Source organism: Cystobacter fuscus DSM 2262, from assembly GCF_000335475.2.
Lineage (GTDB): Bacteria > Myxococcota > Myxococcia > Myxococcales > Myxococcaceae > Cystobacter > Cystobacter fuscus.
The window spans coordinates 341591-364922 of record NZ_ANAH02000011.1 but is presented as its reverse complement, the minus strand read 5'-3'; the positions used below and the strand labels follow the sequence as shown (position 1 = coordinate 364922).

Annotated in this window: 16 protein-coding genes; 5 read left to right on the top strand and 11 right to left on the bottom strand. The window is 69.8% G+C overall.

Annotated elements, in window-relative coordinates; translation table 11 throughout:
- Nucleotides 1-10: 10 nt before the first annotated feature.
- From D187_RS21765 to D187_RS21725, 8 genes are all read right to left on the bottom strand, one after another.
- Complete coding sequence (locus D187_RS21765) at nucleotides 11-655, bottom strand: hypothetical protein (protein ID WP_155893497.1); 645 nt, start codon at nucleotides 653-655, stop codon at nucleotides 11-13.
- 8 nt (nucleotides 656-663) lie between these two features.
- Nucleotides 664-1044, bottom strand: a complete 381-nt coding sequence (locus D187_RS21760) for a hypothetical protein (RefSeq protein ID WP_002622746.1) — start codon at nucleotides 1042-1044, stop codon at nucleotides 664-666.
- 22 nt (nucleotides 1045-1066) lie between these two features.
- Nucleotides 1067-1303, bottom strand: a complete 237-nt coding sequence (locus tag D187_RS21755; protein WP_155893496.1) for an SH3 domain-containing protein — start codon at nucleotides 1301-1303, stop codon at nucleotides 1067-1069.
- A 640-nt stretch (nucleotides 1304-1943) separates the two neighbouring features.
- Nucleotides 1944-3596, bottom strand: coding sequence for an alpha-amylase family protein (locus D187_RS21745; protein ID WP_002622743.1), 1653 nt, complete (start codon nucleotides 3594-3596; stop codon nucleotides 1944-1946).
- 46 nt (nucleotides 3597-3642) lie between these two features.
- Nucleotides 3643-4239: a D-alanyl-D-alanine dipeptidase gene (ddpX, locus tag D187_RS21740; RefSeq protein ID WP_002622742.1), complete on the bottom strand. Its 597-nt coding sequence runs from the start codon at nucleotides 4237-4239 to the stop codon at nucleotides 3643-3645.
- A 3-nt stretch (nucleotides 4240-4242) separates the two neighbouring features.
- The gene (queC, locus tag D187_RS21735) at nucleotides 4243-4944 is read right to left on the bottom strand and encodes a 7-cyano-7-deazaguanine synthase QueC (protein ID WP_002622741.1); all 702 of its coding nucleotides are present in this window, start codon (nucleotides 4942-4944) and stop codon (nucleotides 4243-4245) included.
- Entirely contained in the window at nucleotides 4931-5551 is a 621-nt protein-coding gene (locus D187_RS21730; protein ID WP_002622740.1) for a hypothetical protein, read from the bottom strand. Before D187_RS21730 ends, queC begins: the two co-directional genes overlap by 14 nt.
- Nucleotides 5552-5563: 12 nt before the next feature.
- Nucleotides 5564-15106: a hypothetical protein gene (locus tag D187_RS21725; protein WP_020918189.1), complete on the bottom strand. Its 9543-nt coding sequence runs from the start codon at nucleotides 15104-15106 to the stop codon at nucleotides 5564-5566.
- Nucleotides 15107-15428: 322 nt separating this feature from the next.
- Between D187_RS21725 and D187_RS52515 the strand changes: the two genes are divergently transcribed.
- Both D187_RS52515 and D187_RS52510 read left to right on the top strand, forming a co-directional pair.
- On the top strand, nucleotides 15429-16652 hold the full coding sequence (locus D187_RS52515) for a helix-turn-helix domain-containing protein (RefSeq protein WP_155893495.1): 1224 nt from the start codon (nucleotides 15429-15431) through the stop codon (nucleotides 16650-16652).
- Nucleotides 16639-16995 (top strand): type II toxin-antitoxin system PemK/MazF family toxin, encoded by a 357-nt coding sequence (locus D187_RS52510; RefSeq protein ID WP_076606192.1) that lies wholly within the window; start codon nucleotides 16639-16641, stop codon nucleotides 16993-16995. Before D187_RS52515 ends, D187_RS52510 begins: the two co-directional genes overlap by 14 nt.
- A 19-nt stretch (nucleotides 16996-17014) precedes the next feature.
- On the opposite strand, the gene D187_RS21715 is transcribed toward D187_RS52510, so the two are convergent.
- The gene (locus tag D187_RS21715; RefSeq protein WP_002622737.1) at nucleotides 17015-17341 is read right to left on the bottom strand and encodes a hypothetical protein; all 327 of its coding nucleotides are present in this window, start codon (nucleotides 17339-17341) and stop codon (nucleotides 17015-17017) included.
- A gap of 463 nt (nucleotides 17342-17804) precedes the next feature.
- Here D187_RS21715 and D187_RS21710 point away from each other — a divergent pair, with 463 nt between their 5' ends.
- The 3 genes from D187_RS21710 to D187_RS21700 all read left to right on the top strand — a co-directional run bounded on the left by D187_RS21710 (nucleotide 17805) and on the right by D187_RS21700 (nucleotide 21087).
- On the top strand, nucleotides 17805-18257 hold the full coding sequence (locus D187_RS21710; RefSeq protein ID WP_155893494.1) for a hypothetical protein: 453 nt from the start codon (nucleotides 17805-17807) through the stop codon (nucleotides 18255-18257).
- Complete coding sequence (locus D187_RS21705) at nucleotides 18254-18847, top strand: hypothetical protein (protein WP_155893493.1); 594 nt, start codon at nucleotides 18254-18256, stop codon at nucleotides 18845-18847. The genes D187_RS21710 and D187_RS21705 overlap by 4 nt, the downstream gene beginning before the upstream one ends.
- A 389-nt stretch (nucleotides 18848-19236) precedes the next feature.
- Nucleotides 19237-21087, top strand: a complete 1851-nt coding sequence (locus D187_RS21700; protein ID WP_020918187.1) for an alkyl/aryl-sulfatase — start codon at nucleotides 19237-19239, stop codon at nucleotides 21085-21087.
- Nucleotides 21088-21213: 126 nt separating this feature from the next.
- On the opposite strand, the gene D187_RS21695 is transcribed toward D187_RS21700, so the two are convergent.
- Together D187_RS21695 and D187_RS21690 are read right to left on the bottom strand one after the other, a co-directional pair.
- Entirely contained in the window at nucleotides 21214-21696 is a 483-nt protein-coding gene (locus D187_RS21695) for a hypothetical protein (RefSeq protein WP_043430943.1), read from the bottom strand.
- 35 nt (nucleotides 21697-21731) lie between these two features.
- Entirely contained in the window at nucleotides 21732-23330 is a 1599-nt protein-coding gene (locus D187_RS21690; RefSeq protein ID WP_002622731.1) for a hypothetical protein, read from the bottom strand.
- Nucleotides 23331-23332 lie beyond the last annotated feature (2 nt).

The following is a 23332-nucleotide window of genomic DNA, read 5'->3' as shown; positions in this document are numbered from 1 at the left end:
GTCTCCGCGATCAATGTCCCGCAGTCGCCCAGTCGGGGAGAGGCGGCAGGAGCAGGTTGACACCAAAACGTACCTCGAACATCCATCCCGAGTGATTCGCACGGAGGGTATTGAGCGCCTGCGCCACGGCTGTGCGCAGTGCTGGCGTGTCACCATCAATGCGAAACTGGATGCGCCGGAAGCCTCGAATCTCCGCGAGGGTTGGCACCTGGGTCGAGCCATTCACTGTCGATCGAGTCCTGACCGCATCGTGGAGAAGGGACTGGATACGCTTCTCGGTCTTGGCTCGAATCTGCTTTTCGGCCCACTCGGCCGGGGTCTGTTGGACCTGGCCCGTGCGTGGATTCTTGCGATGGAGATCCCGGGTCGCCTTGTATTCAATGAACAGCTTGCTGTTCATGTCGACGCCATCGAACTCCCCGTTGGGCTTCTCCTTTCCCTTGGAGGTTTGCTCGACGAGTTCCACTCCTCGGTAGAAGCGGCCCAGGACATCCCGGGGACGTCCGCCACGCTTCTCCCGAAAGGCATCGAGGCGCTCGTTGAACCATTCCGCCATCCGGGCCTCACCGATGGCGCGGCCGGTTGCGGTTCCGCGCAGCGTCCTCACCATCCAAATCACACCACGAGAAGCCGCTAGCATGAGCAGCCCTTCCATGAGGGCGCTCAGCAGGAGCGCGACGGCCTCAGCGAACTCCCGTCACGCAGATAGCGCACCGACAAAGCGATTGCCCGGCCGAAATCATCCCAGAGTTGCCCGATTCGAACGGCCGAGGAGGCAATGCTCGTGGCGAAGTTGTGCGAGATGGACCCGGAGTTGACGACGCCCAGAAGGGACTGGGCGTAGCGACGACTCGGGATCCAGATCAACGTGCCATGGTTGAAGTGGACCTCGCGCCATCCGGTCGTGCTCGCAGGCACCGGGATTCGATTCGCATAGGCGAGGACATTCACATAGAAGCGCAGATCCTGGCCCCATTGCTCAGCGACGTCGTCGTAATACGTCTCGGCGATGGCAATAGCCGTGCCGGAAGTGCCCGGTTCCACTCGGTGTAACCGCGCGCCCGGTTCAGGGAGGTGGGTCCAAAGGTATCCGGAGGCGATGAAGCCCATCTGGGGTGGAGATGTAGGACCACCCGTTGGCATAGCGCCTGATGACCTGGACGTGCGTGTTGAAGGGCAGCGTCTGGAGGATGTTCTGCTCGGCGGTGCTTCGTGTGGCGCGCAGCCGTACCGCGGACGAGCCATCCCAGTTGATGATTCCCACGCGGCCTTCCGCCTCGCCGTCGTTTGGTGTCGTCCCCATGCTGGCAGGCTACTCGATACGGTGCACCAGTCATCCCCCTTGACAGGCATCCCATTCGTCCTATGCGTCGTCGCTGGCTACCGGGAGCAGGAGTGTCTCCTCTCCACCCAGCCCTCCAGAAGCAGCGAAAGCTCGGCTACCCAACGACATGGTGGTCATTCTCGTCTCTCACGACATCGGTGTCGTCGAGAAGTATTTGGACCGGATCTAGGTGATGCACTCCGGCAAGATCGTCGAAACCGGATCGACGGATGTGCTGAGCGGCCGCAGCCGCCATCCTTATATCCGGGGACTCCTGCAAGCGTTGCTGACGTATGTGACGGCCCCCGCTGAGGTGCGCTCGATATTGGAGCACCTGGGACTTCCCACGCAGGCTCTGAAGCGGGCCCCGGCCCGGGGACCACCCCAGCAGGCGTGGTGCTGAACCTGGCGCAGCCGCTGTCAATACGCCCCAACGTCCTGCCTCTCTCCTCAAGCGAGGGCGGCCACGACAGGGGGTGCCCCAAAGGGGTTGCACCGTCCCGTGTACCGGCGCAGCGCGCGGGCGAGGAGCTGTTCACGGGGTTCGACGATCGCTTCGAGCGGGGCCTGAAGCTCATCCTCCGGGGAATGGAGCAGTCCCTGCCCCGCCGCCGGTGAGCTACTTCGTGCGCCGCTGGATGTAGTCGAGTCCTCCCACGCGGAACCACCGGTAGCCGTAGCCCTCGAGCTCCACGCGGTGCTGACCCCGCCCGTCGGACTGGGAGGAGTCGCCGGAGAGGAGGTTGGCGAGCAGCTTGCCGTCCTCGCTCCCCGCTCCGAAGGTGACCGTGCGGCTCTTCGCATCGAAGTTGTGGAGGAACACCACGGCGTTGTTGCGCCAGTCGTAGCGCAGCGCGAGCACCTGGGGCGAGCCCGTCTTGAGCACGCGCCACGTGCCCCAGCCGATCTCGGGGCACTCCTTGCGCGCGCGGATGATGCGCTCGGTCCAGTTGAGCAGGGAGTTGGGATCCCGGCGCTGGTCGGCGACGTTCACCCGCGGGTAGCCGAAGGGGCCCTCGGAGATGACGGGCAGGAAGGTCTTCCTCGCGGAGGAGAAGCCCGCGTTGCGCTCGGTGGACCACTGCATGGGCGTGCGCACGGCGGCGCGCTCCTTGAGCGACAAGTCCTCGCCCATGCCGATCTCGTCGCCGTAGCGCAGCACGGGCGTACCCGGCAGGGTGAACATGAGGCTGTAGGCCAGTTCCTGGCGCCTGCGGTCCCCGGAGAACATGGGCGCGAGCCGGCGCCGCAGGCCGCGCTCGTACACCTGCATGCGCGGCTCGGGGCCGAACTCCTCGAAGACGAGCTGGCGCTGGGGCTCGGTGAGCCGGCCGAGGTCCAGCTCATCGTTGTTGCGCATGAAGTGCGCCCACTGCGAGGTCTCCGTGGTGATGCGGGTGCTCTCGAGCGCCTTGACGAGGGGGCGCGTGTCGGCGCTGGCCAGGGCGAGGAACGCGTTCTGGTTGACCAGGAAGTTGAACATCATGTGCATCCGGTCACCTTCGTCGCCGAAGTAGTCGACGTTGCGTTTCGGCACCACGTTGGCCTCGGCGAGGAGGATGGCGTCCCCCGCGCGCCACTGCAGGAACGTCCTCAGGTCGTGCAGCATCTGGTAGTGCAGGTCATGCGAGGCCCTGGCGCCATCGCGCTGGATGACGAAGGGGACGGCATCCATCCGGAAGCCCGACACGCCCAGCTCCAACCAGAAGCCGGCGATGCGGCGGATCTCCTCCTGCACGTCGGGATGGGAGGTGTTGAGGTCCGGCTGGAACTCGTAGAAGCGGTGGAAGTAGTACTCGCGGGCCTTGGGGTGGCGCGTCCAGGTGGTCTTCTGCACGCCGGGAAAGACCATGCCCTCGTCGGCGCCCGCGGGCTTCGTCTTCGACCAGAGATACCAGTCGCGGTAGCGGGAGCGGGGATCGCTCACCGCGGACTTGAACCAGGGGTGTTGGTCCGACGTGTGGTTCACCACCAGGTCCATGAGGACGCGGATGCCGTGCTTCTTCGCCTCGTGGGTGAAGTCGACGAAATCCCCGAGCGACCCCAGGCTGGGCTGGATGCCGTAGAAGTCGGAGATGTCATAGCCGTTGTCCCGCATGGGGGAGGTGTTGAAGGGCAACAGCCAGAGGGCGTTGATGCCCATGCCGGCCAGGTAGCCGAGGCGGCGGGTGAGGCCCTCGAAGTCCCCCACGCCATCGCCGTTGGAGTCCATGAACGTCTTGACGTCCAGGCAGTAGATGATGGCGTTCTTGTACCAGAGGTCGTCGATCATCCCGACCTCTTAGTCCCTCCCGGCGGGCCCGGGCGCTCGCGTGTCGTTACTTCGCGGAAAAGGGAACATCCAGCACCGGCAGCTTCGTGGCGCCCGGCAGGTCGTAGTGCCACCACTCCATGGCGTTGCGCTTGAAGCCCGCGCCCTCCATGGCCGCGCGGAGGATTTCCCGGTGCTCGCGCGAGGCCTTCGTGCCCCCTTGGTAGCCGTGGTGCGCCGCGCGCTCGAAGGAGTCGAAGGGCGTGGGCATCTCCACCTCGGCCCCGTCCGCCGTCACCAGCGTCAGGTCCACCGCCGCGCCCCGGTTGTGATTGCCCCCCTTCTTGGGGTTGGCCACGTAGCCCGGCTTGGGCATGATCTTCCACATCTGCCATTGCACCGCGATGGGCCGGTAGCAGTCGTAGACCTTCAGCCGGTAGCCCTGGGCGCGCAGCGTGTCCGCCGCCTTCTTCAAGCGCTCGGCGGTCTGGGGCAACAACAGACACCGGGCGCCGTCCGGGTACACCTTCTGCTTCAGGAAGTTGTCCGGGGTGGCGTAGCGCATGTCCACCACCAGGTCCTCCACCACCTCGGTGGCGTCCACCACCGGCGAGCCCGCCGCGGCGAGCCACAGCCCCAGCACCCCGTTCGCGAGTCCACCCATGGCTCAGGCTCCCGTCGTGTAGCGCGTGGGGTCCGGCACTCCCGCCAGCTCGAAGCCCCGGCGCCGCAGCGAGCAGCTGTCACACCGCCCGCACGCCCGGCCCTGCTCGTCCGGGTCGTAGCAGGAGTGCGTCATCCCGTAGTCCACGCCCAGCCGAACGCCCTCGCGGATGATGTCCGCCTTGGTCATCCCCGACAGCGGCGCGTGCACCCGGAAGCGCGTGCCCTCCACGCCCGCCTTCGTCGCCAGCACCGCCATGGCCTCGAAGGCGCGGATGAACTCGGGCCGGCAGTCGGGGTAGCCGCTGTAGTCCACCGCGTTCACCCCGATGTAGAGGTCGCTCGCGTCCACCGACTCGGCCAGCCCCAGCGCCAGCGAGAGGAAGAGCGCGTTGCGCGCCGGCACGTAGGTGACGGGGATGCCGTGGGACATCTCCTCCTCGGGCCGATCCTTGGGCACGTCGATGTCCGCGGTCAGCGCCGAGCCGCCCACCTGCCGCAGGTCCACCGTCACCACCCGGAAGTCCGTGACGCCCAGCGCCTGGGCCACCCCGCGCGCCCGCTCGAGCTCCACCGCGTGCCGCTGTCCATACGCCACCGCGAGGCACACCGGCTCGAAGCCCGCCGCCTTCGCCATGGCCAGACAGGTCGTCGAGTCCAGCCCGCCCGACAGCAACACCACCGCCTTCTTCTTACTGGCCCGCATTGAAACGCCGCTCTCCTTCCACGCCGTACACCGCCGTGCACGACGTCGTGCAAGTGCAGACCCCACTCGTGCCCGGGAGGAAGGTCACCTTCAGGCTCCCACAGGCCCGCGCGGCGTCATACCCGTTCACCGTGGGGCCGGGCGCCGAGCCCTCCGGCAGCCCTCCGTCCGTGGGCAGGTTCGCGCACCGGCTCCCCATCGCCCCGGACTGGCTGTCGCTGAGCACCACCACCGACAACGTCTCCTCCATCTGCGCGCCCTGGCACGTCTCGCCACAGCTCGGCAGCGGAGCCCCGGAGCGCTGGACGGACACGTAGCGCTGGGTCGCCGGATCATAGGTCGCCGAGCGCGGGAAGCCATTCACCGTGAGCCACGCGCCCCCATCCACGCTGTCGCGCGAGAAGCTCCCCGAGAACTCGAAGCCCCCGTCGACGAGCCGGCCGAAGTCCGGGCTGCCCGCGTCGCAGTCCGTGCGCGACCAGTCCGCCTGCGCGTGGAAGCCGAACAGGCCCACCACCACGTCCCCTGGGTACACCGTCTCCGCCACACACGCGGAGGCCACGAACGTGAGCAGGGGCAGCAAGAGCGGACGTCGCGAGAGCGGCATGACCTTTCGACCTTACACGCTCTCCAGCGCCGCGCGCGCCACCGCGTGGAAGGCCGGGTCGTCGCGCAGCACCGCCCCCACGTCCAGCCCGGAGGGATCCGAGCCCCGGACCTCGGGCGACAGGTGCGCCAGCACGCGCGAGGCGGCGAGCGACGCGGGCACCGCGCGGAAGGCCTCCACCGCCGCCTCGTCGAAGCCGGGCACCGGACCGGGCCGGCTCAGCGCCTCGCCCGAGGCGCCCAGGCACAGCGCCAGCGCGCACAGGTAGCCCAGCTCCACCAGCCCGAAGCAGGCCAGAGCGCCCACGCCCACCACCAGCTCCTCGGGCGAGGCGAGGTACGCCTCCGCTCCGCCCGCCGGAGCCAGGAAGACACGCACCCCACCCGCCCCCAGTGACTGGAGCGTGAGCTGCAACGCCGTGTGCAGCCGGGGCATCGCCTCGGCCGTCACCGGAACCACGTCGGGAGGCAGCGCGTGCCGGAAGCCGTCGCGCGAGGCCACCGGGGAGATGCTCACCCCCGGGGCGCTCGCCGTGCTCGACACGAGCGCCGCGCCGAAGCCGTCCACCCGCGCCACCTCCACGGGGATGTCGTTGCTGGCCGCCAGCGCCTCGGCGAACAGCGTCCACCCGTCCGCGTCCGCCGGCTGCCGCCGCAACAGCTCCGGCCAGATGTGGGTGGCCAGCGCCGCGCCATGCACCGTGGGCGAGAGCCGCTCGGCCACCAGGCGCTTCATCTCCGGCGAGAGCTGGTCCGCCTGGAACAGGCGCTCGGCCAGGTGCACCGCGAACACCACCAGCTGCGCGTCCAGGTACTGGCGCAGGATGTCCTGCAATTGCTCCGGCTCGTCCGTGAGGCGCTCGCGCAGCCGCAGCGCCTCGCCCGTGAGGCCCTGCGCCTCGGCGATGCGCGCCCGCCGCTCCAGCCGCTCGGGAGTCTCCGGCAGCGCCTGGAGCTGCTCGGCCGCCTCGGGCAGACGGCCCAGCGCCTCGTAGGCCTCCGCCAGCCGCTCGCGCCACAGCCCCATGGCCGCCGGGCCCGCGAGCACCGCCGCCAGTTGCTGCGCCACCTCCACGAAGCGCGCGTGGTTGCGCTCCTCCTCGTACAGGGGCAGCAGGAACTCCAACGCGCGCACCGTGCCCGGCGCGTCCACCAGCGCCTTCTCGAAGGCCTCGCGGGCGCGCGCCTTGTCGCCCGCCCACATCAGCATGTCGCCCTGCTCCACGTAGAGCTCGCCCCGCGCGCGCGACTCCGTCTCCAACAGGATGAGCAGGCCCAGCGTGTCCGCCGCGTCCGCCGTGAGTCCTCCGTCCCGCTGCAACCGGAAGCGCTCGCGCAACAGCTTGCCCCGCCGCTCCGGCCAGCCATCCGCCGCCTCGGCCAACGCCTCGACGCGCTCGGGCACGGGCAGGGCCCTGACATGCGTCAGCACCGCCTCGGCCAGCTCCGCCGGAGCACTTCCCAATCCCGGCAGCAGGCGCCACAGCCGCTGCTTGAAGTCCGGCGTCGTCGAGAGCGATTCCAACGCGAGCAGGCGCGGCTCCACCGGCGCCGACTCCGCGTTGACCACCTCGTCGCGCAGCCACGTGGCCAGGGCCTCGTCCCTCGGCGCGAGCAGCTCCGCCAGCCGCAGCAGCCCGTCCAGCTGGGCGCCCTCGCGCAGCATCGCGGTCAGCCGCGTGACGTGGGACTCCTCCGCGCTTCCCGCCTCCACCATCGCCCAGAGCGCCTCGCGGATCCTCGCCTCGTCCTGGGCCCGCTCGGCGAGCGACAGGGCCCCGGCGGGGTCCCCCGACGCCAGCGTGGCGGCGAAGCCCACCTCGGCGGCGCGGACGGGGACGTCCAGCCGGAGGAAGCGCTCGGCGACCACCCGCGGATCCACCGCCTCGGAAGACGCGCTGGCCAGGCGCTCGAGCACCTCGAGGGCCTCGGCGCGCTCGCCCGCGGCCTCCCAGAGGTCGACGAGGTCCAACTGCAACGCGGGGCGCTCCTCGGCGGACACGAGGCGGACGGCCTGGGCCAGGGCCTGGGCCGCTCGCCGGGACTCGCCCAGGGCGCGGTGCAGCGCGGACACCCGGCGCAGGGCCTCCCCATCCGGCGCGACGGACACGGCGGACCAGGCCGCGCGCACCGCCTCCGGCAGCCGGCCCGCGGACTCGAACTCACGCACCGCCGCCCACAGCCACTGGGTGCGCTCGGCGTCGGGGAGGATCTCCGCCCGCGCCAGGTACACCTCCGCGAGGCGTCCCGGGTTCTCCACGAGCAGCGGCTCCAGCGACTCCAGCGCCTCCTTGTAGCCCGCCCCCGAGGCTCCCCGGGCGACCACGGCCTCCAGGGCCTCGCGGGCGGAGGACTCGTCCCCGGCGGCCCGCGCGAGCGACGCCAATTCCAGCCGCAGCAGGGAGGCCTCGTCGGCGTCCTCCGTCACGCCGATGAGGCGCGTGAGCACGTCGCGCAGCGCGGCCTGCTCTCCGCGCGCGCGCAGCCCCACCAGGCGACCCCGGAGCGCGGGAAGGTTGTCCGGGTCGGCGTCGGCGGCGCGCTCGCGAAGGGCCGCGGCGCGCGAGGCATCATCGAGCTGCTCGGCGGCGACCTCGGCGGCGGCCAGGAGCAGCTCCGCGGCCCTCGAGCCTCCCGCTGCCTGGGCCCCGGCCTCGTAGACGGCGACCAGGTCCGCCGGACGGCCCAGGGAGCGCAGTCCCCGCACCGCGCGGTCGATGATGGTGGCGTCCGCGGGACGCAGGCGCATGAGGTGCAGCAGCGCGTCGATGGCGTCCTTGGGGTCGTCGAAGAGGTCCGCGGCGCGGCGGTACAGCACCTCGGCGGTGGCCGCGTCCGCCTTGCGCGCGAGCTTCAGCGAGGCCCGGTACAGGCCCTTGGAGTCGCCCGTGTGGCCGTAGACCTCGGTGAGCAGGGACAGGGCTTCCTGGCCCCGGGCCCCGTCTCCATCCAGCGACACCACGGCCTCGAAGGCGCGCGCGGCGTCATGGTGGGCCCCCGACGCCAGCGACGCGTGTCCGAGCCGCATCTGCGTGCGCACCCGCAGGGGTACCGGCAGCGAGTCCCCTCCCGCGGCGAGCAACCGCCGATCATAGGGCCACGCCGCGGCCGGTCCTCCGCCCTCGGCCGCCAGCTCCGCGCGGGTGGCGAGCGCCTCCACGTCGTCTCCCGCGCGCGCGAGCAGGTCATCGAAGGCCTGGGCGGCGAGCAGCGACTCGCCCGCCTTGAGCAGGATCTCCGCGCGCTCGCGCAGCAGGGGGATGGCCTGCTCGGGAGACACGGCGCCCGCGCGCAGGGCGAGCAGCTCCGCCTGGCGGCGCACGTCGCCCGCGGCCCGGGCCCGCAGCAGGTGGAAGGCCTCGGGGCTGGAGGGGGCGAGCTCGAAGGCCTGGTCCTCGCACAGCAGCGCGCGCTCCAGGGCTCCGGCCTCGCGGAAGGCCCGGGCGGCGGCGAGGTAGCTCTGTGCGGCCTCGACGGGAGGCTGGCGCTGGGCCCGGCGCGACAACAGCGCGGCGAGCGACTGGTAGTCCTCCGTCTCCGACAGGAAGGCGCGGTGGCGCGAGTAGCGCGGCTCCTGGAAGGGGTCGGCCTCCAGGAGGATGGCGTCGAACTCGGCGGCGTCCGCGGACCGGCCCATCTCGTGGAGGAGATCCGCCACCTGCCGGGTCAGGTCCAGGTCATCCGGCAGCGAGGCGCGCGCGGCGAGCAGCGCGATGGCGGCGGCATCCGGGCGCCCGGCGCGCTCGCGGTAGAGGGTGGCGGCGCGCATCAGCAGCTCCGCGCGGCGCGACGGCTCCTCCACGCGGGAAGCGGCGTCCTCGAACCAGGCGGCCAGCTCGGCCACCCGGCCCTCGCGATCGAGCAGCTCGCACAGGAGCGTCTCGGCCTCCTGGAGAGCGCGATCCTGGAGGAGCGCGTCGCGCAGGAAGCCCTCGGCCTTGTCCGTGTCCCCGAGCTCGTCGAGGAAGAGGCGCGCCAGCCGCAGCAGGGAGCGGGCCCGGGCGGGGGTGGCCGGCATGAGCGGCAGGGCGCGCTCGAGCCACCGGGCCTCGGCGGCGGCGTCGTTCCGGCGGCTCGCGAGCTCCATGCCCATGCGCGCCGTGTCGAGCTGGGAGAACAGCGAGAAGGAGCGCTCCAGCGCGGCCTCGGCGGCGGACATGTCCAGCTTCACGTCGCGCAGCATCTCCGCGCGGTGACGCTCGCAGGCGGCGGCCTCGTCCTTCCGGTCTTCCTTCTCCAGCAGGAAGCACAGCGCCTTGAGCGAGCGCATGGCCTCGTCCACCCGGCCGGACATCTCCGCCAGGTGCGCGTGCTCGGCGCAGGCGGAGATGGCGGCGTCGCGCTGGCCGGCCTCCTCGTTGAGCGAGGCGATGATCTGAAGCTGCCCCATCAACTCGGGGAGCTGCCCCGCCTCGCGGTGGAGGGCCGCGAGCGCCTCGTGCAGGGGCAGCGGGTGCTCGGCCATGTTCGCCGCCTGGGCCAGCAGCGCGGCGGCGAGGGCGGTATCGGCGAGGGACTCGCGGGCGCGCTCGGACAGCACGACGAGACGCTGGGCGGTGGCCACGGAAGGAGGCAGGGCGCGCGCGTGGGCGACGAGCACCTCGAAGGAGGCCCGGGGCTCGTCCTTCTCCAGCAGCGCGGCGAGCCGCTGCACCGCCACCTCGTTCAACGGGCGCTCGGCGAGCAGGCGCTTGTAGGCGGACACCGCGCGCCGGGTGTCCCCGAGCTTCTCGGCGAGCGCGCCCAGGCGCAGCCAGGCCTTCTCCGAGGCCTCGGCATCCGAGGAGAAGTCCGCCGCGGCGGCGAGCTGCTCCTGAAGGGGCAACGCCTCGCGCACGTCGCCATGGAGGAAGAGCAGCTCGGCCAGCTCGGCCAGATCTCCATCCCGCGCCGGGACGAGGGCATGGGCCCGGCGGGCCAGATCGAGCGCCCGCGACATGTCGCCCGCGGCGCGGGCATGGGAACTCGCCTCGCGCAGCAGGGAGGCGGCCTCGTCCGGAGGCAGGAGCCCATCCTCCACGTCGAGCAGCTGCGCCGCCTCGGTGGAGTTGCCCCGGCTGGCGGCGAGGACCACGAGGCGGCGGCGCAGCGCGCTGTCCGTCGGGGAGAGCCGCAAGGCCTGACGCAGGGCGGCCTCGGCGGCCTCGGGTTGGGCGAGGCGCTCCAGGTACAGCGTGCCCAGCTCGGAGTAGAGGGCGGTGGCCTCGGCGGGCGAGGCGTGGGGGGCCTCGGCGGCGAGCAGGGCCGTGAGCCGCGACCAGTCCTCCAGGTCGCGCAGCACGCGCTGGAGCCCGGCGGTGGCCCCGGAATGGCGGGGGGCGAGGGCGAGCGCCGCCTCCAGGCCCCGCGCGGCCTCCTCGCGCTCTCCGGCCTTCTCGAGGAGACGCGCGCGCATGAGCAGCGCCTCCACGCGGCGGGAGACGGGGCCCTGGCGCGCGGCCTCGGCGAGCGCCTCCGCCTCGGCGGCGGGCTGCCCGTCGCGGTGCGCGAGCGTCGCGAGGGCGAAGAAGGCATCACAGCGCTCGGCGGGGGACAGGGACAGGGACACGGCGGCGAGCAGGGCCTCGCGGGCCGGGGCGCGGGCGTCCTTGTCCATGAGCGACGAGGCGAGCGCGAGCAGCCGGGAGCGGGCGCTCTCGGCGAGCTCCGGCTCGGTGGCGAGCACGTGGCGCCACGCCGCCAGCTCGTCCACGTCCTCGCCCTCCTCGCGGGCGATGGCGGCGAGGGCGAGCCACAGGGGCGCGGGCCGGCGGGACAGGCGCGTGGCGGCGAGGAAGTCGTCGCGAGCGACCTGGGCGCGGCCGGCGTTGCGGTGGAGGGCGGCGCGGCGGGCGAGCAGCTCGGCGCGGGACTCACCCTCGGAGGAGGAGATGAGCGTGCCGAGCAGGGTGAGGCGCTCCACCTCCTGCTGGGCGGTGCCGGAGCCCGCCGGGGGCAACAGCTCCAACAGGGCCTGGGTGGCCCAGGTGTCCAGGGGCTCCTCGGCGAGCAGGCCACGCAGGGCCTCGGCGGCCTCGGCGGTGCGGCCCTGGGAGAGACACAGCCCGGCCAGCTCGCGGCGGGCGGCGCGGCGCGCGTCTCCGGAGAGGCGGGGCCAGAGGGACAGGAGCAGGTCCGCCAGCGGCTCCTGTGCGCCCGCCTGACGGTGGAGGCCCGCGAGCTCCAGCTGGGCCTCGAGGTCCTCGGGGGCGAGCGAGCAGTAGTGCCCGAGCAGACGCCGGGCGGCGTCGGGGCGGCCGGCGCGCTGGGCGGCGGAGGCGGCGCGGCGCGTGAGCTCCAGCAGCTCGTCCTCGCGCGGGCCGTCCGGGTCCGTCGCGGGCAGCACCAGCACCGCCTCGAAGTCCTCCAGGGCGGCGCGGGGATCGGCCTGCATGCGCAGCTCACCCCGGCGCATGCGCGCGGGAGCGAAGGAACCATCGCGCTCCAGGGCCTCGGCGAGAAAGGCCTCCTCGCGGCTGGTGCCCAGGGAGAGCACGGAGGCGCGGAAGAGGAGCCGGGCGCCGGCGCGGGGCTCGGGCACGAGCGCGGCCTTGCGCGCGAGGAGCCGGGCGGCCTCCAGCTTCTCGCCGCGCTCCAGCTCCAGCTCGGCGAGCGCGTCGAGGGCCTCGGCGGCGAGCGGCCCGGTGGGGCTCGCGTCCAGGGTGGACGACAGGCGCAGGAGCGCGGGGCCCTTCTCGCCGCGCTCGAGGAGGACGCGGGCGCTCTTGAGGAAGAGGGGCGCGGCCTCCGCGGCGCGGTCGGCGGCGGCGAGCGCCTGGGCGCGCGAGGCCCACAGCTCGGCCAGCTCGCGCGTCTCGCCCGCCTCGGCGTAGAGGGCCTCGAGCCGCTCGGCCAGGGCGTCATCCAGGCGGCGCAGCGGGAAGGCCTGGGAGTAGGCGGTGATGGCGGCCTCGCGGTCCCCGGCCAGCTCACACGCGCGGCCCAGGCGGGCGCGGATGTCCGCGAGGCGCTCGGGGGCGGTGGTGCGGGGCAGCGTGGACAGCAACGTCTCCAGGGCGCGCCGGGCGTGCTCGGGGCGCTCGCAGCGCAGGGACAGGTCGGCCAGTTCCAGGAGCACGGCCTGCTCCGGCGCCAGGCGCGCGGCCTTCTCCAGGGCCACGAGCGCCTCGCCAAGCCGGCCCAGGCGGGCTTCCAGCACGTTGGCCAGCTCGCGCAGCGCCGCCGACGCGAGCCGCTTGTCGCCCTGCGCCTCGGCCACGCGCGCCCGCGCCTGGAGGGCGGTGGCCAGGCCCGCCATGTCGGCGCGCTTGCGCTGCAGGGCGCACAGCTCGCCGAGGGTGGTCAGGTCATCCGGCTCGGACTTGAGCACCTCCTGGAGCGCGGAGGCGGCGAGGTCCAGGTCGAAGGCGAGATCCCTCGCGGCGACGGCGAGGCGGCGGTACTTGCGCGCGCGCTCGGCGGGCTCGGGGGTGAGGCGCGCGAGGGTGGACAGGCACCGGGTGAGCAGACCGCCATCGCGGCGGGCCTCGGCGATGGTGAGCAGCGACTCCAGGGCGGTCGCGTGCTGGGGGTCGGCCTCCAGCGCGGAGGTGAGGAGGCGCTCGGCGCGCTCGGGCTGCTGGAGCCGTCCGCGGTAGAGCTCACCGGCCTCGGCCCAGAGGGCGGCGCGGCGGCCGGGCTCCTCGTGGACGGCGGCGGCCTTCTCCAGGGCCTCGGCGAGTTCCAGCATGCGGCCGGTGGCGCGGAAGTAGGGAATCAGCTCGTCGAGCGCGAGCGCGTCGCGGGGATCCAACGCGAGCGCGGCCTCGAGGTGTTCGCGGGCGCGGGCGGGGTCGCCGAGCTTCGTGCGCGACAGCCGGGCCAGGGCATGGTGGCTCTGGTGGGCGGCGCGGCGGACGGACTCCGAGCGCGGCGAGGGGCCAGCGAGCTCCAGGGCCTGCTGGTAGCCGGCGAGGGCCTCCTGCAACTTGCCGAGCTTCTCGGCCACGCGGGCGGAGGCGAAGAGGGCCTCGGGCTCGTGGGGCAGGAGCGAGGCGGCCTCGCGGTAGCGCAGGAGGGCGTTGTCGGGCTGTTGCAGGCCCTCTTCCCACACGCGGCCGGCGAGCAGGTTGGCGCGGCCGACGCGGTCCAGCTCGTGGCGGGCCATGGCGACCTCGCGCAGACGGTCCAGGGCCTTGAGGGCGCGCAGGTGCTCGCCGCCGCGGTGGCACAAGTCTCCGAGCAGGAGCAGCGCATCGGGATGGTCGGGCGAGAGGCGCAGGGCGGCCTCGCAGTGGAGGCGGGCGCCGGCGACGTCGTCCTCGGTCTGGGCGCACAGGTCCGCGAGGTGCACGTGGGCCTCGGCGGCCTCGGAGGGGTCGCGGGCGAGCGCGGCGATGCGGCGGTAGGCGCGCACGGCGCCGGCGCGGTCGCGGCTCTGGTCGGCGGCGCGGGCGAGGGCCTTGAGGGACGGGAGGTGATCCGGCCGGAGCCCGAGCACCTCGTGGAGGGCCTTCACGGCGACCTGGGGGGCGTGGTCGCGGGCGGCGCGGGCGGCGGCCTCGGCGGAGAAGAAGGCGGCGGCCTCCTCGGAGGCGCGGCGCGAGAGGGCGCACAGGGCGAGGTAGCGCTCGGCGGCGCGGGCGTGCTCACCGCGGCGCTCGCGCACGACGGCCTCACCCCAGAGGGCGGCGGGGCTCTTGTCGCGGCGGCGCAGGAGCGTGGCGGCGACGTCGAGGGCCAGGTCATGGGCCTGGGGGTCGGCGACGAGGAGGGAGAGGAGGCGCTCGGCGGCGAAGGGGTGGGCGTCCTGGGCGTCACCGGCCTGGAGGAAGGCGTCGCGGGCCTCGGCGAGCTTGCCCTGGGCGAGGAAGGCCTCGGCCTCGGCGAAGGCGCGCGAGCCTTCCAGGGCGAGCAGCAGCTCCTCGTCGGGGGGAGCGGGGGGAGGCATGCCGCCGGCGGCGAAGCGCAGACGCAGGCCCGCGGGGCCGACCTCGGCGGAGGACAGGCGCGCGGTGTCGAGCACGGGCATCTTGAAGCCGCGGCTCACGGCGGCGCGCTGGCAGAGGGCGGGCAGCACGCGGGTGGAGAAGCCGGTGGCGCCGCGCACCTCCACCTCGGGGAGGAGGCCGAGTTGGGCCACGCTGGCGGCGAGCAGGCCGGGGATCTGCACGGAGGGGGTGGAGGAGAAGCCGTACAGGCGCACGTCGTAGACGTAGAGGGCGAGCCGCTCGCCATCGGCGTCGAAGGCGACCTTGAAGGTGACGGGGGTGCGCTCGGGGGGCTGGAGGACGGCCTGGCCCTCGAGGTAGCCGGGGCGGAAGTGGAGCTTGAGGTCAGCGAGGCCGGCGACGCGACCGGCGAGTTCGGCCACCTTGCGGGCCACGAGGTCCGCGTCGACGTGCAGCTCGAGGAAGCCGAAGAGGAGCTTCTTGCGCTGGTAGCGGGAGGCGCCGGCGCTGACGTTGAAGGGGAAGGTGACGTCGGGGATCTGCAGGGCGAAATCGGCGATGGACAGCCCGGGCGCCAGCTCGAGGGGGGGGAACCCGACGAAGGCACGGCGATCCAACAGGCGCAGCTCGGGGGCGGCGGCGTTGGAGTCGGGCGCGGGCTTGAGGGAGTCGCTGTCGGTGGCCATCGAACGGGGGATTTCGGAGGGACCACGCAGCGTAGCATGGGGTGCAACCCCCTGGAATTTTTGCCCTTCTCCCGCCCGGAAGGCAGCCGGAGGACCCTCACGGTGAGCCTGGCGGCACGCTGGGGGGCTGGCCGAGCTGGAGGGGGTCCCACACATAGTCGCCGATCAGGGTGAGCGCCAGGTTCATGAACCCGTGGCGGGCGACGAAGTGGGTTCCACGAGGGTGTCAGACACTCCTGCTAAAGCTCCTGATCGTGTTGACGAAACCGGGAAGAAAACCCACGTTTGTCAACGTTGACAAAGGGTGTTAGGGAGGTAGGTCGTGTCAACTTCTGGAACGGCGAACATCGCCATGCGGCTCCGTCAGGCGCGCACCATCGCGGACCTGACTCTCGACGAGGTGTCTGCGCGTCTAACTGCGAATGGTCACCCACTCACCAAGGCGGCGCTCTCGAAGTACGAGACGGGCAAGAGCACTCCGAGGCAGAGCACCCTGCTGGCGCTTGCCAGGATACTAGGCGTCCGCAGTGACTTCTTTGTGCGTGGACCCACTGTACAGATCGAGTGGCGAGCCTTTCGCAAGCACGCGAGCCTCTCCAAGCATCTTCAGGAGCAGATCCAGGCGTCAATCGCACAGATCGTCGAAGGCCATGTCTGGCTTGAAGAGTCGATTCAGCCTGGACAAAAGCCTCGTTTCCCCCGCCCGTACCGTGCGGACACTATTGACGATGCGGAAGCCGCAGCCGAATCGGTGCGCAAGCACTGGAAGTTGAATGAAACGCCCATCGAGTCGATGACTCAAATGATCGAAGATCATGGAGGCGTTGCGGTCTGTTCCATGGATGCTCCGCCGAATTTCGATGGGCTGTCGGGTTGGGCGAATGGGTCGTTCCCAGTGCTAGTGAGCAGTGCACGTCCGTCCATTGATCGGCGACGCTATAATTTCGCGCATGAGCTTGGCCATCTTGCGATGAACTGCACTGGATTGTCGGAAAAAGAAGAAGAACGGCTTGCGCACCGGTTCGCCGCCGCATTCCTCGTGCCTGCCTCAGTTGCTAAACGCGAGCTTGGGGCAACTCGTCAGAACATCAGCATGGAAGAACTCATGCTTCTGAAGAAGAAATATGGGTTGAGCATGCAAGCATGGGCGCATCGCGCGCGCGATCTTGGCATCATTGGCGATGCGGCCTACAAGCGGCTTTGGGAACAGTTCGACGCCAATGGATGGCGCGAGCAGGAGCCCGTTGCCTTCATTGGCAGCGAGGAGCCTGTTCGGCTGAAGCTCTTGACGCTGCGTGCTCTGGCTGAAGGTGTCATTACGCCCATCCGTGCGGAAGAGCTATGCTCGGGCTGCACAGGCGATACGGCCCGAGTCGACAGTACGATTCCCCGGCTCTCGGTAAGAGAGTTGCGGAAACAACCACCGGAGATGCGGGAGGAAGCCCTTCGCCAGAGCGTCGTTGCAGTGGAGGCTGACTATAGGAACGACGCGGACCTCACGGCGTTCGAGGCATTTGGAGAACACGATTTCCATGTCGACTCCTGAGCCCAAGCGCGGCGAGATCTGGTGGGTAAATTTCGATCCATCAGCGGGCGCAGAGATACAAAAGACGCGGCCCGCCCTGGTTGTCAGTGCCGATGGACTTGGCAAGTTGCCCCTCCGCATTGTTGTTCCCATCACGGATTGGAAGCCCAACCATGCCAACTCTCATTGGTTCGTGGAAATTCAGCCCAATCCGTCCAATGGCCTGTCCAAGGCATCTGGTGCTGATGCATTTCAAGTGAAGTCCGTCTCATTGAGGCGATTTCGAGATAAGGTCGGCGTAGTTACCGCCGCTCAACTCGAAGATGTCGCAGCCGCCATCGCCATTTGTGTCGGGGCCCCTTGAACGAGGAGCGCAGCAAGCGTCAAATTCGATAGTCCATGAGCTCATCGAGCGTATGGTGGGTGTCGGGCATCCTGTACGCATAACGTGGGCCCTGGAGCACGTCCCAGAAGCGCAGCATCGCGGCGAGCCACCTGGCCATGCGCTCCGCGCTCCGCGGAGAGGGAGGAGACACGGCATGGTAGAGCGCCCCCCATGGAGTGCGCAGGTAGAAGGACTCGAAGGACTCCTCCATTCGCTGGCGCTGCTCTTTCGGGACGCCTTCACTCAAGCTCAAGAAGATGTCGGCGCACAGGTGCACTCGCCAGCGCGGATGGGGGATGGCGTCGAACTCGGCCCCCGAGATCACTCGCCGGGCGGAACCTGAAGCATCTGCCGAGGCTGGGTAAAGGCACCGGTTTTGAGGTACTCCCGAGCCCACCCCTGGCCCTTGGCCTTCACTTTGCGAAGGACGGCTCCGGTGAGGCCGTGGAGCATCGCGGGAAACTCGAGCACCGGGGACTGGGGCGCGGTCATGTCGCTGGCCCTACCACAGCGGTCACGTGCGCCTCAAGCGCCAGGATCCGCACTCGCTCCGAGAGCGCCAGATGCCTCCCTCTGGCTCAGCGGCAATCCACGGGCAGGTAGATTTGGCCTTGGAAGCCACTGGGGAATTCGCCTCCTTCATAGATCCTACGGCTCGTCTGCCCCCCGGTCCGGAGGATGAATACCGGACAGCACAGCAACGGTGGCGGGAGATTTCGGGCTTCCGCCTGGAGGCACCGAAGTACGCTCTGAGGCGCCATATGGAACGAATGAGGCTCTTCTGGGTAATGGTGATCGCATTGACCGGGATGGCCCAAGGTCCCATGTCGTGTGGCACCAATCGGGTACAGGGCGGGCTGGCACCCGAACACTTCCAATTTCAAGTGCTCGTACCATGCGTCTCGATGTCGGGCCCGGAGGGTTGGCAGGCGGCTTGTGTCCGTGTGCGACTCACCAACCTCAACACGGGCTTGAATGTGATGTGCCAGTTCGAGATCGGCACGCCCCTGCGAACTCATGAGATGGAGATCTCAAGAGCCCTGGCCCAACGTGTCTCCGCCGAGCAAGCCAATCTGGCCGCCTACGCCGTGTTGTCCAAGGCCCTGTTGCCCGGCATGGCCTGCGAACAGTTCAAGGCAATTCTCAAGGGGAGTATGCCGAGGGCCATCGCTGGCGCTCGTGTCAAAGCGGATTGCGACCCCAGACTGGTTCCCGTTGAAGTGACAAGGGAGGAGCCATGATGCCGTTCACGGTCTCCGAGCTGATCGAGCTGTGCCGTCAGTACTACCCCACGGGACGCACCCTCGACGACCATCAGCATGGAACCAGTCCACAGTGGCAACGGTTCCATGCGAAATGGCATGAAGCCCTGGCGGATCAGCATCAGTGGTTGGAACTCCGCCGCGCGGTGGCCGCGGCCTTTCCGATGAGCGCTGTTGGAGACGCGACTGCCTACACCCATGACGGCGGGTACCGCTGTTGTGTCTACGCGGTTGAGCCTCGAGACAAAGCAGACGGGTTCTCTCAAGAGGTGGTGGGATGCGTGAGCCTGCTCGCTCCCGTCTATTTCATCTATTGCACCCAGCATCGATACCGAGGTGGCAGACGTGAGAGCCCCGCCGACACGGTGTTTCTCGAGGAGATGCCGGTGGAGCTGGGTCCTACAGTCTCCAGATTGGCTGACCTGATCGAGTCGGCGCTCGGTTGTCAGTCACTTCCCCCTCATGTCGCCAGGACCCTGATTCCTGATCTGTGCCTCGATCACATCGAGCCCGGTCGTGCCTCCCTCTTCAAGGCCTTGTTCACCTTGGAGCCCGATGTGCTGCCCTGAAGTGAACCTCGCCGCCGAGGCGCTCGCCGATAGGAGCCAGTTGGCTACCGCGCAAGGGCCTCGGCCATCCAGGCCGGGGTGAACGGGCCCGCGTGCGTGCACACCCTCTCACGGTTTGACGTCGAAAGGAGAGCTGGTATGTCCGGAAGACATCGGTGGCCACGGCGCCTCGTGGTGTTGGCGGTGGAGCTGGCGCTGGCCCTGCCCACTGCGGCGAAGGCCCAGTCGCAAGACCAGACGCAGACACCAGGTCATGCACAGCCGCAAGACCAGGCGCGGACACCGGGTACCCGCCCCCCACCGAGAGAACGGTCCGGCTCAATGCCCAGGTCCGGCAGGAACTGCCCTTCTCCAACACACAGGACTTCGAGGACGCCAGGCGCGGCTTCATGGGAACCGAGCCCGACCTCACCATCACGGACAAGGACGGCAATGTCGTCTGGAGCTTGAAGCCCTACCAGTTCATCCAGGGCCGGGAGGCGCCCCCCACCGTCAATCCCAGCCTGTGGCGGCAGGCCCAGCTCAACATGCAGAATGGCCTGTTCAAGGTCACCGACGGCATCTATCAGGTGCGCGGCTATGACTTGTCGGTGATGACCATCATCGAGGGCAAGACCGGAACCCTCGTCGTCGATCCGCTCATCACCGAGGAGACTGGCAGGGCGGCCTATGCCCTCTACGAGAAGCACCGGGGACAGCGGCCAGTTCGCGCCGTCATCTATACCCACAGCCATGTGGACCACTATGGCGGCGTGAAGGGCGTGGTGTCGGAGGCGGACGTGAAGGCGGGCAAGGTCAGGATCCTCGCTCCGGAGAACTTCCTCGAGTACGCCGTCAGCGAGAACGTCTACGCGGGCAACGCCATGAACCGCCGCTCCGTATATATGTATGGGCCGCTGCTCGACCGAGGGCCGGAGGGACAGGTGGACGCCGGCCTGGGAAAGACCATCTCCGCCAGGGGGACCGTGACGCTCATCCCTCCCACCGACACCATCCGCGAGACGGGCGACAAGCGGACCCTCGATGGGGTGGAGCTGGTCTTCCTCATGGCACCGAACACCGAGGCGCCCACGGAGATGATGTTCTACCTCCCGAAGAAGAAGGCGCTGTGCGCGGCGGAGGACGCCACCCATACCCTCCACAACCTCTACACCCTGCGGGGCGCGGAGGTGCGCAGCGCCATGAACTGGTGGAAGTACCTCAACGAGGCCATCGACACCTACGGCGCCAAGGCCGAGGTCGTCTTCAGCTCCCACCACTGGCCGGTCTGGGGAAGGGAGCGGCTGGTGTCATACCTGGAGAAGCAGCGGGATGCGTACAAGTTCCTCAACGACCAGGCGCTGCACCTGATGAACCAGGGCTACACGATGAACGAGGTCGCCGAGGCCCTGACGCTCCCGGATAGCCTGAGCCACGAGTGGTTCTTGCGGGGCTACTACGGCTCCGTGAATCACGACGCCAAGGCCGTGTATCAGAAATATCTCGGCTGGTACGACTCGAACCCCGCGCACCTGCATCCCTTGCCCCCCGAGCAGGCTGCCCGTCGTTATGTGGAGTTCATGGGAGGCGCCCAGTTGGTGATGGACAAGGCCCGGAACGCCTACGCGCAGGGCGACTACCGCTGGGTGGCGGAGGTGATGAATCACGTGATCTTCGCGGACCCGGACAACACCCAGGCCCGCCACCTCCAGGCGGACGCGCTCGAGCAGATGGGCTACCAGACGGAGAACGCCACCTGGCGCAACGAATACCTGACGGGAGCCTTCGAGCTCCGCCATGGCGTCCCCAGGACGCCGCACGTGCAGAGCACCAGCCCGGATACCCTCAGGGCGTTGCCCACGGACATGTACCTGGACTACCTCGGCATCCGGCTGAACGCGCGCAAGGCCCTCGGCCAGGAACTGGGCTTCCACCTGCGCTTCACCGATACCCGGGAAAACTACGCCCTCACCCTCCAGAACTCGGTGCTCATCTATTCCACCAGGAAGCAGCTTCCCAGGCCGGATGCCACGCTCACCCTCACGCGCACGGTCCTGGACGACATCAACCTGAAGAAGCTCACCTTCGACGAGGCCATCTCCTCCGGGAAGATCAAGGTCCAGGGCGACGTACGGAAGTTCAAGGCACTGATGGAGATGCTGGACGACTTTGATCCGTCCTTCGACATCGTCACGCCAGGCAAGCCACTGCCGGGCCAGGCACCCATGGGCGTGGGTGGAGCAGGTGGGCAGCAGCCATAGACGTCGAAGCTGACACCGGTCCGGAGGGTGAATACCGGACGGACCTGACGGCACCCAACGGGGACGCGCGATTTTGGAGCCCTCGAGGTGCTGCGCGCCAGGGCCTGAAGCGGAGGCAGGGAGCGCCTACCGCTCGCCGCCCGGCATCACCTTGATGCGCTCGCCCTCGCTGTCGGTGATGACGCTGCCCGAGCGCCGCTGCTGCTCGACCGTGGGCGAGCCCACCGCGAAGCTGGCCACGCGCGAGAGGGAGGTGCCCTGGAACGAGCCCACCACGGCGACGACCAGGTGGGAGCGGCCCTCGCCCGGGGTGTAGGCCACGTCGAAGTGGGCGGTCGCCCCCGTGTCGAAGCGGGCACCCTCGACGAGCGTCGGCTCACCGCCCACGCTCAGCCCGTCCACGCCCCGCACGCTCACCCGGACGTCGCTGGCCGGCGCGTTGAAGCGCAGGGTGACCCGCGCGCTTCGCTCTCCCCACTCCGTCCGCACCGTCACCGGGGCCTCCCTCTTGCCCTGCACGGGCTCGACGGGAGGGTTGGACTTCGCCGCGGGAGCGCACGCTCCCAGTGCCAGGCAACTCGCGAGGATGACCCAGGTCATGCGATTCATCGGTGGTCCTGTCCTTAGTTGGGGGGCGCGCCCGGTCACGGGCTCGTGATGGAGAGGGAGACGGGGTAGCGGCCCGGGCTCGACTTGAAGCCCGTCAGCACCACGACATAGCGGCTGCCCGTCTGGGCGTGGAAGTCGAAGGTCTCCGTGCCGCTGAGTTTCTCGTCCGCGTCGGCCACCCGTGCGCCCTTGTGGTAGACGGCGATGCCCACGTCGTCATCGGACGTAGCCGACACGGTCACCCGGTCGCCACTGCCCGAGAACACGAAGTATCGGTTCTGCTGCCACGTGTTGAACTCGTAGCCGCCGTCCAGGTTGATGCTGCCGGCGTAGGGAAGCAGGCTGACCGGGGTGTACATCCCGCTCAGCTTCGAGTCCCCGTCGCCCCAGGGCGTGGTGATGGGGCCGATCTCGTAGTGCGCGAGCAGGGCATCCACCGCCGCCGTGTCCACGCCCGGCTGCTCCTTGAGCCCGGCCACGAACGAGCCGATGGTCGTCATGGCCTCCGTTGTCTTCTGGGGGCCCACCAGCACGTCGTGGATCGTTCCGAGGTCCACCGTCACCCGGTCATGTGCCTCGCTCGTGCCGCTGTCGTACAGATCATGGAGAAGGCGCTGGATGCTCCTCTCGGAGAAGGATCCGGGGTGGGGATCATCCGTGGGGCTCGGCTCGGTCTCGGCATCGAAGCCGGAGGCGCTCAGGGTTCCCCCGGGCCCGAGCCAGGCCGTGTCCGCGTAGATGGACTCCGGCAGGAGCATCGACGCGAGCGCGTTGCCATAACCCTCGCCAAAGGCGACGCGCGGATCCAACACGTCCCCCGCGCCATGGGTACCGCCCGGATTGTCCGCGCGCGACAGGCTCTGCTCGAAGAAGTGGCTCCACTCGTGGACGATGACGTGGGAGTCGAACTCGTCGGTATCCACGCCCGCCTTGCCCAGGATGTAGATTTTGTTCTCCCTCGCCGAGAAGCGCGAGGTGGTGATGAAGCCCCGCGCCGGATCCCCCTCCTGGGGGACGTTGTTGGGGCTCCAGCTCACCTTGAGGGGAGGGAGGGTGACGGGGCGGACCGCCAGGAACGCGCGCGAGGCGGTGTACATGGAGTCGAGGATGGCGAAGGGGGCCGCGAGGCGACTGGTGGCCGTGTAGCCCGTGCCCGTCCAGCCATGGGTGGCGTGCGGGTTCACGGTCTCATCCGTGGCGGAGAGGCCCTGGGTGAGCGCCCAGAGGGCGTCCTGGTCCGTGTTGTCCTCGACCTGGATGGCCGGGGTGAGCGTCCTGGCGAGGACCGCGAGGAGCAGCTGGCCACTGGCGCCCGGGGTGTACGACACCTGGTAGTTGCCTGCCTCGTCGGTGGTCGCGGTGGCGAGCACGATCGAGTCCTGCAACACCCGGACGACCGCGCCGCGCACGGGCTTCACGACGGTCTGCTCGAAGGCGAGCGTGCCGCTGCCCGTCACCGGTGAATAGGTGGCCGGGACGAAGTCGTACGTCACCCGGCCTTGGACGGTCACCGCGCTGGCGGGTGTCGGCCGCGGGTCTTCTTCCCCGGGACACCCTGTCGCCAGGAAGAGGGCCATGGCGAGCGACGACAGGCGTCCGAGCCCCCGTGAAGCTGCTCCATCGAATCCGTGCATGC

Bases quoted from the DNA above. Each gene is read 5' to 3' on its own strand.
- D187_RS21765 (WP_155893497.1), bottom strand. From the start codon at position 655: ATGGAAGGGCTGCTCATGCTAGCGGCTTCTCGTGGTGTGATTTGGATG.
- D187_RS21705 (WP_155893493.1), top strand. From the start codon at position 18,254: ATGATGCCGTTCACGGTCTCCGAGCTGATCGAGCTGTGCCGTCAGTAC.
- D187_RS21755 (WP_155893496.1), bottom strand. From the start codon at position 1,303: ATGGGGACGACACCAAACGACGGCGAGGCGGAAGGCCGCGTGGGAATC.
- D187_RS52510 (WP_076606192.1), top strand. From the start codon at position 16,639: ATGTCGACTCCTGAGCCCAAGCGCGGCGAGATCTGGTGGGTAAATTTC.
- D187_RS21725 (WP_020918189.1), bottom strand. From the start codon at position 15,106: ATGGCCACCGACAGCGACTCCCTCAAGCCCGCGCCCGACTCCAACGCC.
- D187_RS21690 (WP_002622731.1), bottom strand. From the start codon at position 23,330: ATGCACGGATTCGATGGAGCAGCTTCACGGGGGCTCGGACGCCTGTCG.
- D187_RS21710 (WP_155893494.1), top strand. From the start codon at position 17,805: ATGGTGATCGCATTGACCGGGATGGCCCAAGGTCCCATGTCGTGTGGC.
- D187_RS21730 (WP_002622740.1), bottom strand. From the start codon at position 5,551: ATGCCGCTCTCGCGACGTCCGCTCTTGCTGCCCCTGCTCACGTTCGTG.
- D187_RS21745 (WP_002622743.1), bottom strand. From the start codon at position 3,596: ATGATCGACGACCTCTGGTACAAGAACGCCATCATCTACTGCCTGGAC.
- ddpX (WP_002622742.1), bottom strand. From the start codon at position 4,239: ATGGGTGGACTCGCGAACGGGGTGCTGGGGCTGTGGCTCGCCGCGGCG.
- D187_RS21700 (WP_020918187.1), top strand. From the start codon at position 19,237: ATGGGAACCGAGCCCGACCTCACCATCACGGACAAGGACGGCAATGTC.
- D187_RS21695 (WP_043430943.1), bottom strand. From the start codon at position 21,696: ATGAATCGCATGACCTGGGTCATCCTCGCGAGTTGCCTGGCACTGGGA.
- queC (WP_002622741.1), bottom strand. From the start codon at position 4,944: ATGCGGGCCAGTAAGAAGAAGGCGGTGGTGTTGCTGTCGGGCGGGCTG.